This window comes from Streptomyces sp. NPDC089799, assembly GCF_040684755.1.
GTDB lineage: Bacteria > Actinomycetota > Actinomycetes > Streptomycetales > Streptomycetaceae > Streptomyces.
Genome location: NZ_JBFBGR010000006.1, coordinates 1 through 16,095 on the forward strand (window position 1 = coordinate 1; position 16,095 = coordinate 16,095).

A 16,095-nucleotide genomic window follows, 5' to 3' on the forward strand; every position below is an offset into this window, starting at 1 on the left:
GAAGGAGCGCCCTTGACGCCGACGGCCGGCACGGAAGGACAGTGAGGACTGACGGGCAGCCCCCGGGCACCTCCCCGATTCCGTCCCGGCAAAGCACCGGCACGCCCCCGACCCCCTCCAGGCAAAGCCCCACCACACCCCCGACCCCACCCACCCGAAGCCCCACCACACCCCCGCCCCCGCCCGCCGACCGCCCCCTCCTCCAGAGCCCGACACAACGGGCCCGGCGGCAACGACGAAGGGCCCCGTCCCGCCGCTGAAGCGGTGGGACGGGGCCCTTCAGGAGCTCTGCTGCTGCTGAGCTACCAGGTCAGAACACGAATTACTTCGTGATCTTGATGACCTGGCCGGCGCCGACGGTCCGGCCACCCTCACGGATGGCGAACTTCAGGCCCTCCTCCATGGCGACCGGCTGGATCAGCGCGACCGTCATCTCGGTGTTGTCGCCCGGCATGACCATCTCGGTGCCCTCGGGGAGGGTCACGACGCCGGTCACGTCCGTGGTACGGAAGTAGAACTGCGGGCGGTAGTTGTTGAAGAACGGGGTGTGACGGCCACCCTCGTCCTTCGACAGGATGTAGGCCTGGGCCTCGAACTCGGTGTGCGGCGTGACCGAACCGGGCTTGATGATGACCTGGCCGCGCTCGACGTCCTCGCGCTTGATGCCGCGGAGCAGCAGACCGACGTTCTCACCGGCCTGGCCCTCGTCGAGCAGCTTGCGGAACATCTCGATGCCGGTGACCGTGGTGGTGGTCTTGGCTTCCTTGATGCCGATGATGTCAACGGTCTCGTTGACCTTCAGCAGACCACGCTCGATACGACCGGTGACGACGGTGCCACGACCGGTGATCGTGAAGACGTCCTCGACGGGCATCAGGAACGGCTTGTCGACGTCACGCTCGGGGGTGGGGATGGCCTCGTCCACCGCGGCCATGAGGCCGAGCAGCTTCTCGCCCCACTCCTTGTCGCCCTCGAGGGCCTTGAGCGCGGAGACCTGGACGACCGGAACGTCGTCGCCCGGGAACTCGTACTCGGAGAGGAGCTCACGCACCTCGAGCTCGACGAGCTCCAGGATCTCCTCGTCGTCCACCATGTCGGCCTTGTTCAGGGCGACGACGATGTACGGAACGCCGACCTGGCGGGCCAGGAGCACGTGCTCCTTGGTCTGCGGCATCGGGCCGTCGGTGGCGGCGACCACGAGGATGGCGCCGTCCATCTGCGCGGCACCGGTGATCATGTTCTTGATGTAGTCCGCGTGACCCGGGCAGTCGACGTGGGCGTAGTGACGCGCCTCGGTCTGGTACTCGACGTGCGCGATGGAGATGGTGATACCGCGCTGGCGCTCCTCGGGAGCCTTGTCGATCTGGTCGAAGGCCGAGGCCTCGTTCAGGTCCGGGTACGCGTCGTGCAGCACCTTGGTAATGGCGGCCGTGAGGGTCGTCTTACCGTGGTCAATGTGACCGATGGTGCCGATGTTGACGTGCGGCTTAGTCCGCTCGAACTTCGCCTTCGCCACGGGGGTCCTCCTGGAGAGTGGTTCTGTACGCCTTACTCATCGGCGCCAGGTGATCTTTGCTGGAAAGCCGGCTCCCCGGGGCAACAAGAGCGGTTGCCCTTGTTGCCCCAGAGGTTCCGGTGACAAGCCTAAAGCGTGAACTCGGGAGAGTTACTCGCCCTTGGCCTTCGCGATGATCTCCTCGGCGACGTTCCGGGGAACCTCGGCGTAGGAGTCGAACTGCATCGAGTAGCTGGCGCGACCCGAGGTCTTGCTACGGAGGTCTCCGACGTAGCCGAACATCTCCGAAAGCGGCACGAGGCCCTTGACGATCTTGGCTCCGTGACGGTCCTCCATGGCCTGGATCTGGCCACGGCGGGAGTTGATGTCACCGATGACGTCGCCCATGGACTCCTCCGGCGTGGTGACCTCGACGGCCATCATCGGCTCGAGGAGCACGGGAGAAGCCTTGCGCGCGGCCTCCTTGAACGCCTGCGAACCGGCGATCTTGAAGGCGAGCTCGGAGGAGTCGACCTCGTGGTAGGCACCGTCGAGGAGGATGACGCGCACGCCGGTCATCTCGTAGCCGGCCAGGATGCCGAACTGCATGGCCTCCTGCGCACCGGCGTCCACCGAAGGGATGTACTCCTTCGGGATGCGGCCACCGGTGACCTTGTTCACGAACTCGTACGAGGTCTCGCCGGCCTCGATGGGCTCGATCGCGATCTGCACCTTGGCGAACTGACCGGTACCACCGGTCTGCTTCTTGTGGGTGTAGTCCACGCGCTCGACGGCCTTGCGGATCGTCTCGCGGTACGCGACCTGCGGCTTGCCGACGTTGGCCTCGACCTTGAACTCGCGCTTCATACGGTCGACCAGCACCTCGAGGTGCAGCTCGCCCATACCGCCGAGGATGGTCTGGCCCGTCTCCTCGTCCGAGTGAACGTGGAAGGAGGGGTCCTCCTCCGCGAGACGCTGGATGGCGACACCCAGCTTCTCCTGGTCACCCTTGGACTTGGGCTCGATGGCGACCTGGATGACCGGAGCCGGGAAGTCCATGGACTCCAGGATCACGGGCTGCTTGTCGTCACACAGCGTCTCACCGGTGGTGGTCTGCTTCAGGCCCATCACGGCGACGATGTCGCCGGCGCCCACCGAGTCGATCTCCTCACGCTTGTTCGCGTGCATGCGGTAGATCTTGCCGATGCGCTCCTTCTTGCCCTTGACGGAGTTCAGCACCGCAGTGCCGGCCTCCAGGCGGCCCGAGTAAACCCGGACGAAGGTGAGCTTGCCGAGGTGCGGGTCGCTCATGATCTTGAACGCGAGCGCGGCGAGGGGCTCCTCGTCCGACGGCTTGCGCTTCACGACGGTCTCGGCGTCGCGGACGTCGTGGCCCTCGATGGCCTCGATGTCGAGCGGCGACGGGAGGTAGCGGACGACCGCGTCGAGCAGGGGCTGGACACCCTTGTTCTTGAACGCCGTGCCACAGAACACCGCGGTGATCGTGGGCTCGCCCTTGCCCTTGCCGGAGCCGAGGATGATGCGGCGCACGGCCTGGTGCAGCTGCTCCTCGGTCGGCTCCTCGCCGCCCAGGTACAGCTCCATCATCTCGTCGTCGTTCTCGGCGACGGTCTCCAGCAGCTGGCCGCGCCACTCGGCGGCGGCCTCGGCGTGGGTGGCCGGGATGTCGACGACGTCGTACATCTCGCCCTTGGTCGCCTCGGCGGACCAGACCAGCGCCTTCATGCGGACCAGGTCGACAACGCCCTGGAAGTCCGCCTCGGCACCGATCGGGAGCTGCATGACGATCGGAACCGCACCGAGGCGGTCCTTGATCATGTCGACGCAGCGGTGGAACTCGGCACCGGTACGGTCGAGCTTGTTGACGAAGCAGATGCGCGGCACGCCGTAACGGTCGGCCTGACGCCACACCGTCTCGGACTGCGGCTCCACACCGGCGACACCGTCGAACACGGTGACGGCACCGTCGAGGACGCGGAGCGAACGCTCCACCTCGACCGTGAAGTCCACGTGACCCGGGGTGTCGATGATGTTGATGGTGTGGTCGACGTCCTCGAGCGGCCAGTGGCAGGTCGTCGCGGCGGACGTGATGGTGATGCCGCGCTCCTGCTCCTGCTCCATCCAGTCCATCGTGGCAGCGCCGTCGTGGACCTCACCGATCTTGTAAGACACACCGGTGTAGAACAGGATGCGCTCGGTGGTGGTCGTCTTGCCCGCGTCGATGTGGGCCATGATGCCGATGTTGCGCACCTTGGCCAGGTCAAGCGAAGTGGTAGCCATAAGGCTTCAGTCTTCTCTCGGTCTCGATGTGGACTGCGACTACCAGCGGTAGTGCGCGAAGGCCTTGTTGGACTCGGCCATCTTGTGCGTGTCCTCACGCTTCTTGACGGCCGCACCGAGGCCGTTCGAGGCGTCGAGGAGCTCGTTCATGAGGCGCTCGGTCATGGTCTTCTCGCGGCGGGCGCGGGAGTAACCCACGAGCCAGCGCAGCGCGAGGGTCGACTGGCGACCCGGCTTGACCTCAACCGGAACCTGGTAGGTCGCGCCACCGACACGGCGGGACTTGACCTCGAGGGACGGCTTGACGTTCTCCAGGGCGCGCTTCAGCGTGATGACCGGGTCGTTGCCGGTCTTCTCGCGGAGGCCTTCCATGGCGCCGTAGACGATGCGCTCGGCGGTGGAGCGCTTGCCGTCCAGGAGGATCTTGTTGATGAGCGAGGTCACCAGAGGAGATGCGTAGACCGGGTCGATGATGACCGGGCGCTTCGGGGCGGGGCCCTTACGAGGCATTCTTACTTCTCCTTCTTGGCGCCGTAGCGGCTGCGGGCCTGCTTGCGGTTCTTGACAGCCTGGGTGTCAAGCGCACCGCGGATGATCTTGTAACGAACACCCGGCAGGTCCTTCACACGGCCACCACGCACGAGCACGATCGAGTGCTCCTGCAGGTTGTGTCCCTCACCCGGAATGTAGGCCGTGACCTCGATGCCGGAGGTCAGACGCACACGCGCGACCTTACGGAGCGCCGAGTTCGGCTTCTTCGGGGTGGTCGTGAACACACGCGTGCAGACGCCACGGCGCTGAGGCGAAGCCTCAAGCGCGGGCGTCTTCGTCTTCTCGACCTTGTCCTGCCGGCCCTTACGGACCAGCTGCTGGATCGTAGGCACTACTTCTCCGGTTTCTGTGTGCCGTTGGTGAAACTAACCTGGAACTTCTCCGACCCACGCGGTCGGGTGTGTCGGATCCGGCAGGCTTCCGTGAAGACGGAAACGCACTCGGATCGCGGCGGCTGCTGCGGCTCTCGTGCGGTTGATGGACACGCGCGGGAGCCCAGGCACACCCCAGGCACAAGGTCTGAGCGTACCTACCGCACTGACTCCGGTCAAAACAAATGCCCCGGGCCCGGTAACCGCCCCGGCCCGCCGCCTGATCGGCTGCATAAACTACCGAACAGGCCATTATAGCGATCATCAGGGAGTACTGCATTGGCGAGCCGGATCAAGCGGCTGTACGCCCCCCTGCTCGCCTTCGCGATCACCTCGGCAGCGTTCTGCTCGGCCTGGGTGTGGCGCGGCAGCTTCCCCTTCGGGAACACCGGGCGGGCCCTCAACGACCAGGCGAACCAGTACGTCCCCTTCCACCGGGCGCTGTGGGACCTGGCGCACGGGCAGGCGGCCGGAGACCTCCTCTTCACCTGGCGCGGCGGCTTCGGACAGCAGTTCCTGTCCGACTACCACACCTACCTCGGCAACCCGTTCTCCTGGCTGACGGTGCTGGTGCCGCGGGCCCACGTCGACCTCGCGGTCTTCCTGGTCACCCCGGTCACCATGGGTTTCGCGGCCGCGGTGATGGCGGTGTACCTGGGCCGGCTGGTGCCGGGCCCGTGGTGGCAGCGCGGGGTGCTGGGCGCCACGTACGGCCTGTGCGGGTGGGCGCTCAGCGACGCCTCGTACATCCCGATGTGGCTGTGGGGCCTGGCGGCCCTCCCGCTGCTGGGCATCGCGGTGGAGTGGTGCCTGGAGCAGCGGCGCTGGCCGGCCGCGGGCGCACTGGTGGCGCTCGCCTGGCTGGGCAACTTCTACACGGCGATGATGGCGACGATGGCCGTCAGCGTCATTCTGGTCATCCGTCTCATCACTCGGGACATGACCGGGCGGGACCGCGTCCGGGCGCTGTGGCGGGCCGCGACCGCGGCCGGAGCGGGCATCGCCCTGACCCTCCCGCTGCTGCTCCCGTCCTTCCTCTCCAGCGGTGCGGCCCAGCCCACGAAAGCGGCCGAGTTCGACCCGCAGCGGCTGGACGTGTTCCTCACCGGGATGCTGCCGGCCACCCACCTGTGGGGCGGCCGGCCCCGGCTCTACATCGCCTCGCTGGGCCTGATCCTGGCCGGCTCCTTCCTGCTCAACACGCGTGTCGCGAGGAAGGCCCGGCTCGTCTGGGGCCTGTCCACCGTCCTGGTCGCGGCCTCCTTCCAGTTCCCGCCCACCCAGTACGTCTGGCACGGCCTGGCGGTGCCGAACGGCAACCCCTACCGCGAGGCCTTCGTCTTCAGCGCGCTGCTGGTGGTCCTGGCCTGGATGTCGCTGGCGGCACGGCCGCGACCGCTGCACCTGGCGCTCACCGCCGGGATGCTGGTGCTCGCCACGTTCCTGCTCCGCGGCACGAACGACTTCTCCGTGGAGACCTGGTACGCCGTCCTCGGCGGCGGATCGCTCTCGCTGCTCGCGCTGGTCCTGCTGCGGCTGGGCGAGCGGCGCCGCGCCCTGGTGCCCCTCGCCGCCGTCCTGATGGTCGCGGTGGTCTTCGGCGAGTCCGCCCTGTCGGCCTTCAACGCCGACGAGAAGCGGGCCCGGGAACGCTGGGCGAAGCCGGCCGTGACCTCGAACCGGTCGATCACGAACCACTTCGAGGCGGTCCGGCAGGTGGACGGCTGGCCCGCATACCGGACCGATTCCGGTGAGCCGCAGACCGCGTACAACGACGCCCTGGCCCTCCGCGCGGAAGGCCCGCAGTACTACAGCAGCTACCTGCCCGAGGTCACGTACCGGGCGCTCGAACCCCTGGGCTACGGCTACAAGAACGACGGCCGGACCTTCTTCGGCTCCGACAACCCCGTCCTCGACGCGATCTTCTCCGTCGGCGCCCGGGTCTCCCCCGTGCCGGGGGAAAAGAGCGCCTGGCGGGGCACGAAGTTCCCCGCTCCCCCGCTGGTGACCGTCCGGGACGCACCGTTCACGTCCCCGAACCCGGCCGGCACCGTTTGGGCGAACCAGGAGAACGCGCTGGGGGCCACCGTGTACCAGGTGCCGCGCACCCTCCGCAGCGGCAGCATGTCGGACCAGGTCTACACGGCGACCTGCACCCCCGGATCGGTGGCCTTCTGGTACTCCCCCGCGGTGGCGGGCACGCTCCGCTCCGGCGGCACCGACCGGGTCCTGAAGGACCGGGAGACCGGCGTCCTGAAGCTGGGCACCGTCCCCGCCGACGGCCGGGTCGGCGTCGCCGTCCGCACCAGGAGCGGGGCGACGGCCCCCGAGCACCCGATCGCCTGCACGTCCGGGGATGAGGTGGCCACCAGGGTCCGGCAGCTCACCCGCACCGGCGCCACCTCGGTCCGCGTCGGCGGCCACGGCATCGAGGCCACCCTCCCGAAGGGGACCCGCGGCACCGCGGTCTTCGCCATGACGGCGGCCCCCGGCTGGCAGTGCTCCGCCCCGATGAAGCCCTTCCACGGCCTGGTCGCCCTGGACGTCCCGGCCGGCGCCGAGAAGGTCTCCTGCACCTTCACCCCGAAGGGCTTCCTCCCCGGCCTCGCCGCGGCCGGGCTGGCGCTGGCGGCCCTGATCACGGTGACCGTGGTCGCCCGCCGCCGCGGCCGGCCGGGTGCGCCGGAGGGCGCAGCCGAGGAGCGGCCCGCGGTCACCGCGGCCGCGTAGCCCGGCCGCCCGCCACGGAGAGAGCCCCCGGTCGACCACGACCGGGGGCTCTTCCGTACACCGGGACGGGAGGAGGGCGAGAGGGAGAGGGGCACCGTGTACGACGAAGCCCCCGCCGGCTCCTCTCGGAGCTGACGGGGGCTTCGCCTCAGTGCCTCAGACCTCAGCCGTGCTGTGTCCTATCGGCTGACTACGTCAGCCGTTGTAGGGGCCGTAGTCGTAGTCCTCCAGCGGGACCGCCTGGCCGGAGCCGGTGCCGAAGGGCGAGTAGTCGATGTCGTCGTAGCCGACGGCCGAGTACATCGCGGCCTTCGCCTCCTCGGTGGGCTCCACCCGGATGTTGCGGTAGCGGGACAGACCCGTACCGGCCGGGATGAGCTTACCGATGATGACGTTCTCCTTGAGGCCGATGAGGCTGTCGGACTTGGCGTTGATCGCCGCGTCCGTCAGAACTCGGGTCGTCTCCTGGAAGGAGGCGGCCGACAGCCAGGATTCCGTCGCCAGCGAGGCCTTGGTGATACCCATCAGCTGCGGACGGCCGGAGGCGGGGTGACCGCCCTCGGTGACCACACGACGGTTCTCGGTCTCGAACTTCGAGCGCTCGACGAGCTCGCCCGGCAGGAGCTCCGCGTCACCGGACTCGATGATCGTCACGCGGCGCAGCATCTGCCGGATGATGATCTCGATGTGCTTGTCGTGGATCGACACGCCCTGCGAGTTGTAGACCTTCTGGACTTCGCCGACCAGGTGGACCTGGACCGCACGCTGGCCGAGGATGCGCAGCACGTCGTGCGGGTTGGTCGCACCGGCGGTCAGCTTCTGGCCGACCTCGACGTGGTCGCCCTCGGCGACCTCGACGCGCGCACGCTTCGAGATCGGGAAGGCGGTCTCCTCGGAGCCGTCGTCCGGCGTGATGACGATCTTCTTGGTCTTCTCGGTCTCCTCGATCCGCACGCGGCCGGCGGCCTCGGAGATCGGGGCGACACCCTTCGGCGTACGGGCCTCGAAGAGCTCGACGACACGGGGCAGACCCTGGGTGATGTCGTCACCGGCCACACCACCGGTGTGGAAGGTACGCATCGTCAGCTGGGTACCGGGCTCACCGATGGACTGGGCGGCGATGATGCCGACCGCCTCACCGATGTCGACCAGCTTGCCGGTGGCCAGCGAGCGGCCGTAGCAGAAGGCACAGGTGCCGACCGCGGACTCACAGGTCAGGACCGAGCGGGTCTTGACCTCCTCGACGCCGTTGGCGACCAGGGCGTCGATCAGGACGTCACCGAGGTCGACGTTGGCCGGCGCGATGACCTTGCCGTCGATGACGACGTCCTCGGCCAGCATGCGGGCGTAGACCGAGGTCTCGACGTCGTCGGCCTTGCGCAGCACGCCGTCCTCGCCGCGGACGGCGATCTTCAGCTTCAGGCCGCGCTCGGTACCGCAGTCCTCCTCGCGGATGATCACGTCCTGCGAGACGTCCACCAGACGACGGGTCAGGTAACCCGAGTCGGCGGTACGCAGGGCGGTGTCCGCCAGACCCTTACGGGCACCGTGGGTGGAGATGAAGTACTCCAGCACGGACAGGCCCTCGCGGAAGGACGCCTTGATCGGACGCGGGATGGTCTCGTTCTTCGCGTTCGACACCAGACCACGCATACCGGCGATCTGCCGCATCTGCATCATGTTTCCTCGGGCACCCGAGTCAACCATCATGAAGATGGGGTTGGTCTTGGGGAAGTTCGCGTTCATCGCCTCGGCAACCTCGTTGGTCGCCTTGGTCCAGATCGCGATGAGCTCCTGCGTGCGCTCGTCCTTGGTGATCAGACCGCGCTCGTACTGCTTCTGGACCTTCTCGTCCTGGGCCTCGTAGCCCGCGACGATCTCCTTCTTCGCCTCAGGCACGACGACGTCGGAGATGGCCACGGTGACGCCGGAACGGGTCGCCCAGTGGAAGCCGGACGCCTTCAGGTTGTCGAGCGTCGCCGCCACGATGACCTTGGGGTAGCGCTCGGCCAGGTCGTTGACGATCTCGGAGAGCTGCTTCTTGCCCACCGAGTAGTCGACGAACGGGTAGTCCTCGGGCAGCAGCTCGTTGAAGAGCGCACGGCCCAGCGTGGTCTTCAGACGGAAGCTGTCGCCCGGCTGGAACTCCTGCTCACCCTCCTCGGCGACCGGGGGGACCCAGCCGCGCGGCGGGATGGTGCCCACCGGGAAGCGGATGTCGACGGCCGACTGCAGCGAGAGCTCGCCGGCGTCGAACGCCATGATCGCCTCGGCGGTGGAGCCGAAGGAACGGCCCTCGCCCTTGACGTTCCGGAGCTCGCTGTCGGTGGTGAGGAAGAACAGACCGAGGACCATGTCCTGGGTCGGCATCGTCACCGGACGGCCGTCGGCCGGCTTGAGGATGTTGTTCGAGGACAGCATCAGGATGCGGGCCTCGGCCTGCGCCTCCGCGGACAGCGGCAGGTGCACGGCCATCTGGTCACCGTCGAAGTCTGCGTTGAACGCGGTGCAGACGAGCGGGTGGATCTGGATGGCCTTGCCCTCGACCAGCTGCGGCTCGAAGGCCTGGATGCCGAGGCGGTGCAGCGTGGGCGCACGGTTCAGCAGCACCGGGTGCTCGGCGATGACCTCTTCGAGGACGTCGTACACGACGGTGCGGCCGCGCTCGACCATGCGCTTGGCCGACTTGATGTTCTGCGCGTGGTTCAGGTCGACCAGGCGCTTCATCACGAACGGCTTGAAGAGCTCCAGCGCCATGGCCTTGGGCAGACCGCACTGGTGCAGCTTCAGCTGCGGACCGACGACGATCACGGAACGCGCGGAGTAGTCCACGCGCTTGCCGAGAAGGTTCTGACGGAATCGACCCTGCTTGCCCTTCAGCATGTCGCTGAGGGACTTCAGCGGGCGGTTGCCGGGGCCCGTCACCGGGCGGCCGCGACGACCGTTGTCGAAGAGCGCGTCCACGGCCTCCTGGAGCATGCGCTTCTCGTTGTTCACGATGATCTCGGGGGCACCGAGGTCGAGAAGGCGCTTCAGGCGGTTGTTGCGGTTGATGACGCGGCGGTACAGGTCGTTCAGGTCGGAGGTCGCGAAGCGGCCACCGTCCAGCTGCACCATCGGACGCAGGTCCGGCGGGATGACCGGGACGCAGTCCAGGACCATGCCCTTGGGGCTGTTGCTGGTCTGCAGGAACGCGGAGACGACCTTGAGGCGCTTGAGCGCGCGGGTCTTCTTCTGGCCCTTGCCGGTGCGGATGATCTCGCGGAGGCGCTCGGCCTCCTCCTCCAGGTCGAAGGACTCCAGGCGCTTCTGCAGCGCCGCGGCACCCATCGAGCCGTCGAAGTACGTGCCGAAGCGGTCACGCAGCTCGCGGTAGAGGAGCTCGTCGCCCTCCAGGTCCTGGACCTTGAGGTTCTTGAAGCGGTTCCAGACCTCGTCCAGGCGGTCGATCTCGCGCTGGGAGCGGTCGCGGAGCTGCTTCATCTCGCGCTCGGCGCCCTCGCGCACCTTGCGGCGCACATCGGCCTTGGCGCCCTCGGCCTCGAGCTCGGCCAGGTCGGTCTCGAGCTTCTTGGCGCGGGCCTCCAGGTCGGAGTCGCGGCGGTTCTCGATCTGCTGGCGCTCGACGGAGACGTGGGCCTCCAGCGACGGCAGGTCGCGCTGACGGCGCTCGTCGTCGACGAACGTGATCATGTACGCGGCGAAGTAGATGACCTTCTCGAGGTCCTTCGGCGCGAGGTCCAGCAGGTAGCCCAGGCGCGACGGGACGCCCTTGAAGTACCAGATGTGGGTGACGGGAGCGGCCAGCTCGATGTGGCCCATCCGCTCACGGCGCACCTTGGCGCGGGTGACCTCGACGCCACAGCGCTCACAGATGATGCCCTTGAAGCGGACACGCTTGTACTTGCCGCAGTAGCACTCCCAGTCCCGGGTCGGACCGAAGATCTTCTCGCAGAAGAGTCCGTCCTTTTCGGGCTTCAGGGTGCGGTAGTTGATGGTCTCCGGCTTCTTGACCTCGCCGTGGGACCAGGTACGGATGTCGTCCGCGGTGGCAAGGCCGATCCGCAGCTCGTCGAAGAAGTTGACGTCGAGCACTGTGCGTCAATCCCTCTTTCGGGGTCGTGTCTCAATCATGGTCTGAACGGTCCCGGGGATGGCGGGGGCTCCTCGTGGGAGCCCCCGCCAGGCCCGTCAGACCTCTTCGACGCTGCTCGGCTCGCGCCGGGACAGGTCGATACCGAGCTCCTCCGCCGCGCGGAAGACGTCCTCGTCGGTGTCGCGCATCTCGATGGACATGCCGTCCGAGGACAGCACCTCCACGTTGAGGCAGAGCGACTGCATTTCCTTGATGAGCACCTTGAAGGACTCGGGAATGCCCGGCTCGGGGATGTTCTCGCCCTTGACGATGGCCTCGTAGACCTTCACTCGGCCGGTGACGTCGTCGGACTTGATGGTCAGCAGCTCCTGGAGGGCGTAAGCGGCGCCATAAGCCTCGAGCGCCCACACCTCCATCTCACCGAAGCGCTGGCCACCGAACTGCGCCTTACCACCCAGCGGCTGCTGCGTGATCATCGAGTACGGACCGGTCGAACGGGCGTGGAGCTTGTCGTCGACCAGGTGGTGGAGCTTGAGGATGTACATGTACCCGACCGAGATCGGGTCCGGGAACGGCTCGCCGGAGCGGCCGTCGAACAGGCGCGCCTTACCGGTCGGGAGCACCATGCGCTCGCCGTCGCGGTTCGGGATCGTGTGCTGCAGGAGGCCGGCGAGCTCGTCCTCACGGGCACCGTCGAACACCGGGGTGGCGACGTTGGTGCCGGGGGCGACCTGGTCGGCGCCGATGGCCTGCAGGCGCTGGGCCCACTCGTCCGCGAGGCCGGAGACGTCCCAGCCGCGGCTGGCGAGCCAGCCGAGGTGGATCTCCAGGACCTGTCCCGGGTTCATTCGGGACGGGACACCGAGCGGGTTCAGGATGATGTCGACCGGGGTGCCGTCCTCGAGGAAGGGCATGTCCTCGATCGGGAGGATCTTGGAGATGACACCCTTGTTGCCGTGGCGGCCGGCGAGCTTGTCACCGTCGGTGATCTTGCGCTTCTGGGCGACGTAGACGCGGACCAGCTGGTTCACGCCCGGGGGAAGCTCGTCCCCCTCCTCGCGGTCGAAGACGCGGACGCCGATGACCTTGCCGATCTCACCGTGGGGCACCTTCAGGGAGGTGTCACGGACCTCGCGGGCCTTCTCACCGAAGATCGCGCGGAGCAGGCGCTCCTCCGGGGTCAGCTCGGTCTCGCCCTTCGGGGTGACCTTGCCGACCAGGATGTCGCCGGCGACGACGTCCGCACCGATGCGGATGATGCCGCGCTCGTCGAGGTCGGCGAGGACCTCCTCGGAGACGTTCGGGATGTCCCGGGTGATCTCCTCGGGGCCGAGCTTGGTGTCACGGGCGTCGACCTCGTGCTCCTCGATGTGGATCGAGGAGAGGACGTCGTCCTGCACGAGGCGCTGCGACAGGATGATCGCGTCCTCGTAGTTGTGACCCTCCCACGGCATGAACGCCACGAGCAGGTTCTTGCCGAGGGCCATCTCGCCCTCTTCGGTCGCCGGGCCGTCGGCGAGGACCTGGGACTCGACGATCCGGTCGCCCTCGTTGACGATGACCTTCTGGTTGACCGAGGTGCCCTGGTTGGAGCGGTTGAACTTGGCGACGCGGTACGTGGTGTACGTGCCGTCGTCGTTGGCGACGGTGATGTAGTCGGCCGAGACCTCCTGGACGACACCGTCCTTCTCCGCCTTGATGGAGTCGCCGGCGTCGACGGCACAGCGGTACTCCATGCCGGTGCCGACGAGCGGGGCCTCCGCCTTGATGAGCGGAACGGCCTGGCGCATCATGTTCGCGCCCATGAGCGCGCGGTTGGCGTCGTCGTGCTCGAGGAAGGGGATCATCGCGGTCGCGACGGACACCATCTGGCGCGGGGAGACGTCCATGTAGTCGACGTCGTCGCCGGCGATGTAGTCGATCTCGCCGCCACGACGGCGGACCAGCACGCGGTTCTCGGTGAAGCGCATGTCGTCGGACAGGCCGGCGTTGGCCTGGGCGATGACGAAGCGGTCTTCCTCGTCGGCGGTCAGGTAGTCGACCTCGTCGGTGACCTGGCCCTCGACGACCTTGCGGTACGGGGTCTCGACGAAACCGAACGCGTTGACGCGGCCGTAGGAGGCGAGCGAGCCGATCAGACCGATGTTCGGGCCTTCGGGGGTCTCGATCGGACACATGCGGCCGTAGTGCGACGGGTGCACGTCACGGACCTCGAAGCCGGCCCGCTCACGGGAGAGACCGCCGGGACCCAGCGCCGAGAGACGACGCTTGTGCGTCAGACCCGACAGCGGGTTGTTCTGGTCCATGAACTGCGACAGCTGGCTGGTGCCGAAGAACTCCTTGATGGAGGCGACGACCGGCCGGATGTTGATCAGGGTCTGCGGCGTGATCGCCTCGACGTCCTGGGTGGTCATGCGCTCGCGGACGACGCGCTCCATGCGAGCCAGGCCGGTGCGGACCTGGTTCTGGATGAGCTCGCCGACGTTGCGCAGACGACGGTTGCCGAAGTGGTCGATGTCGTCGACCTCGACCACGATGTTGGTGCCGTTCTCACCGACGGTCTCGACCTCGCCCGCGTGGAGCTTCACGAGGTAGCGGATCGTCGCGATGACGTCGTCGGTGGTGAGGACACCGGCGTCGAGCGGCTCGTCGGCCCCGAGCTTCTTGTTGACCTTGTAGCGGCCGACCTTCGCGAGGTCGTAGCGCTTCGGGTTGAAGTACAGGTTCTCGAGCAGCGTCTGCGCGGCCTCACGGGTCGGCGGCTCGCCCGGACGCAGCTTGCGGTAGATGTCGAGCAGCGCGTCGTCCTGGCCCTGGGTGTGGTCCTTCTCCAGGGTGGCGCGCATGGACTCGTACTCGCCGAACTCCTCGAGGATCTGCTCGGTGGTCCAGCCGAGAGCCTTCAGGAGGACGGTGACGGACTGCTTGCGCTTGCGGTCGATGCGGACGCCGACCATGTCGCGCTTGTCGACCTCCATCTCCAGCCAGGCACCCCGGGACGGGATGATCTTGGCGGAGAAGATGTCCTTGTCGGACGTCTTGTCGATGGAGGAGTCGAAGTAGACACCGGGGGAACGGACGAGCTGCGACACCACGACACGCTCGGTGCCGTTGATGACGAAGGTGCCCTTGTTGGTCATGAGCGGGAAGTCGCCCATGAAGACCGTCTGAGACTTGATCTCTCCGGTCTCGTTGTTCGTGAACTCGGCCGTGACGAAGAGCGGGGCCGCGTACGTGAAGTCGCGGTCCTTGCACTCGTCGACGGAGTTCTTCGCCGGCTCGAAACGGTGGTCGCGGAAGGTCAGCGACATCGACCCGGAGAAGTCCTCGATCGGCGAGATCTCCTCGAAGATCTCTTCCAGACCGGACTTGGTGGGGACGTCCTGTCCACTCTCAAGGGCAGACTCGACCCGAGCCTTCCAGGCGGCGTTGCCGAGCAGCCAGTCAAAGCTCTCGGTCTGCAGCGCCAGGAGGTTCGGAACCTCGAGGGGCTCCTTGATCTTTGCAAAGGAGATGCGCAGCGGGGCGGTGCTGGCGCCGTTGTTCGTATTGGTCGAGGCGTTGCGCGAGGCGGCCAAGAGGGGGTCCTTCCGAGGGCTCGGACTCACTACGCGCGTACCGGTCCCAGCCGACACAGGAGACGGGATGCTTCCCATTCCGGCCGAAAGGCCAGGTCAGAGGCATACAGTCAGGTCTGCTTGAGCGTGGGCATGCCCCTGGCGACGGGCAGGGGGCAGCTAACAGGCAGCGCAAAGGGTCAGTGTAGCCACTTGGCTCACTGATGTCCAGACCAGGTTTCTGAAGCCCGGCAAAAGACCTTCCCTGTGTTGTTGAACGCCGCAACCCTCGCGCGCCCCGAACACAGAGCGCGTATCGATACTGCCCTCTTCGTAGTCGATCCATGCCTCGGAACCGGATCGATCTGGGCGCGGTCCTGAGAATTGCGCGCCGCGTGCCGTTCGTCAAGGCCCCCTGCTCCGTGCGGATCATCACCGGGCCCGCCGACGGAGCAACGAAGATCACCATACTCCTCAACGAGAGCAGGGCAAGTCAGGCACTTCGGATACGTCAAAGGGCGACCACCCTTTCGGGTGGTCGCCCTTCGCAGAGGCCGTCAGACGGCCTCAGAGGTGTTACTTGACCTCGACGGAGGCACCGGCGCCCTTGAGGGACTCGGCGGCCTTCTCAGCGGCCTCCTTGTTGACCTTCTCGAGGACCGGCTTCGGGGTGCCGTCGACGAGGTCCTTGGCCTCCTTCAGACCCAGGGAGGTCAGCTCACGCACGACCTTGATGACCTGGATCTTCTTGTCGCCCGCACCGGTGAGGATGACGTCGAACTCGTCCTTCTCCTCCTCGGCCTCGGCCGGGGCACCCGGGACGCCGGCGGCAACGGCGACGGTGGCCGCAGCGGCGGTGACGTCGAACTTCTCCTCGAAGGCCTTCACGAACTCGGAGAGCTCGATGAGGGTCATCTCCTCGAACTGAGCGAGCAGGTCGTCCTGAGAGAGCTTCGCCATGATGGGCGATCCTTCCACTAATTCGGCTGGTGC

Annotated in this window: 8 protein-coding genes; 1 reads left to right on the plus strand and 7 read right to left on the minus strand. The window is 67.2% G+C overall.

Annotated features, from left to right (window positions below; genetic code table 11):
• Positions 1–322: 322 nt before the first annotated feature.
• The 4 genes from tuf to rpsL form a co-directional block, all read right to left on the minus strand.
• On the minus strand, positions 323–1,516 hold the full coding sequence (tuf, locus tag AB0O36_RS07445; protein WP_365105459.1) for an elongation factor Tu: 1,194 nt from the start codon (positions 1,514–1,516) through the stop codon (positions 323–325).
• 150 nt (positions 1,517–1,666) lie between these two features.
• Positions 1,667–3,796, minus strand: a complete 2,130-nt coding sequence (gene fusA, locus AB0O36_RS07450; RefSeq protein ID WP_365105462.1) for an elongation factor G — start codon at positions 3,794–3,796, stop codon at positions 1,667–1,669.
• Positions 3,797–3,835: 39 nt separating this feature from the next.
• On the minus strand, positions 3,836–4,306 hold the full coding sequence (rpsG, locus tag AB0O36_RS07455) for a 30S ribosomal protein S7 (RefSeq protein WP_109778523.1): 471 nt from the start codon (positions 4,304–4,306) through the stop codon (positions 3,836–3,838).
• 2 nt (positions 4,307–4,308) lie between these two features.
• Entirely contained in the window at positions 4,309–4,680 is a 372-nt protein-coding gene (gene rpsL / locus AB0O36_RS07460; protein ID WP_007265893.1) for a 30S ribosomal protein S12, read from the minus strand.
• A gap of 318 nt (positions 4,681–4,998) precedes the next feature.
• Here rpsL and AB0O36_RS07465 point away from each other — a divergent pair, with 318 nt between their 5' ends.
• A complete protein-coding gene (locus AB0O36_RS07465; RefSeq protein WP_365105465.1) occupies positions 4,999–7,449 on the plus strand; it encodes a YfhO family protein in 2,451 nt (816 codons plus the stop codon).
• Positions 7,450–7,644: 195 nt separating this feature from the next.
• Here the strand turns inward: AB0O36_RS07465 and AB0O36_RS07470 are convergent, their stop codons facing one another.
• The 3 genes from AB0O36_RS07470 to rplL all read right to left on the minus strand — a co-directional run bounded on the left by AB0O36_RS07470 (position 7,645) and on the right by rplL (position 16,062).
• Positions 7,645–11,544, minus strand: coding sequence for a DNA-directed RNA polymerase subunit beta' (locus AB0O36_RS07470; RefSeq protein ID WP_365105468.1), 3,900 nt, complete (start codon positions 11,542–11,544; stop codon positions 7,645–7,647).
• Positions 11,545–11,640: 96 nt separating this feature from the next.
• Entirely contained in the window at positions 11,641–15,123 is a 3,483-nt protein-coding gene (gene rpoB, locus AB0O36_RS07475) for a DNA-directed RNA polymerase subunit beta (protein WP_365105471.1), read from the minus strand.
• Between the two features lie 555 nt (positions 15,124–15,678).
• A complete protein-coding gene (gene rplL / locus AB0O36_RS07480; protein WP_365105473.1) occupies positions 15,679–16,062 on the minus strand; it encodes a 50S ribosomal protein L7/L12 in 384 nt (127 codons plus the stop codon).
• Positions 16,063–16,095 lie beyond the last annotated feature (33 nt).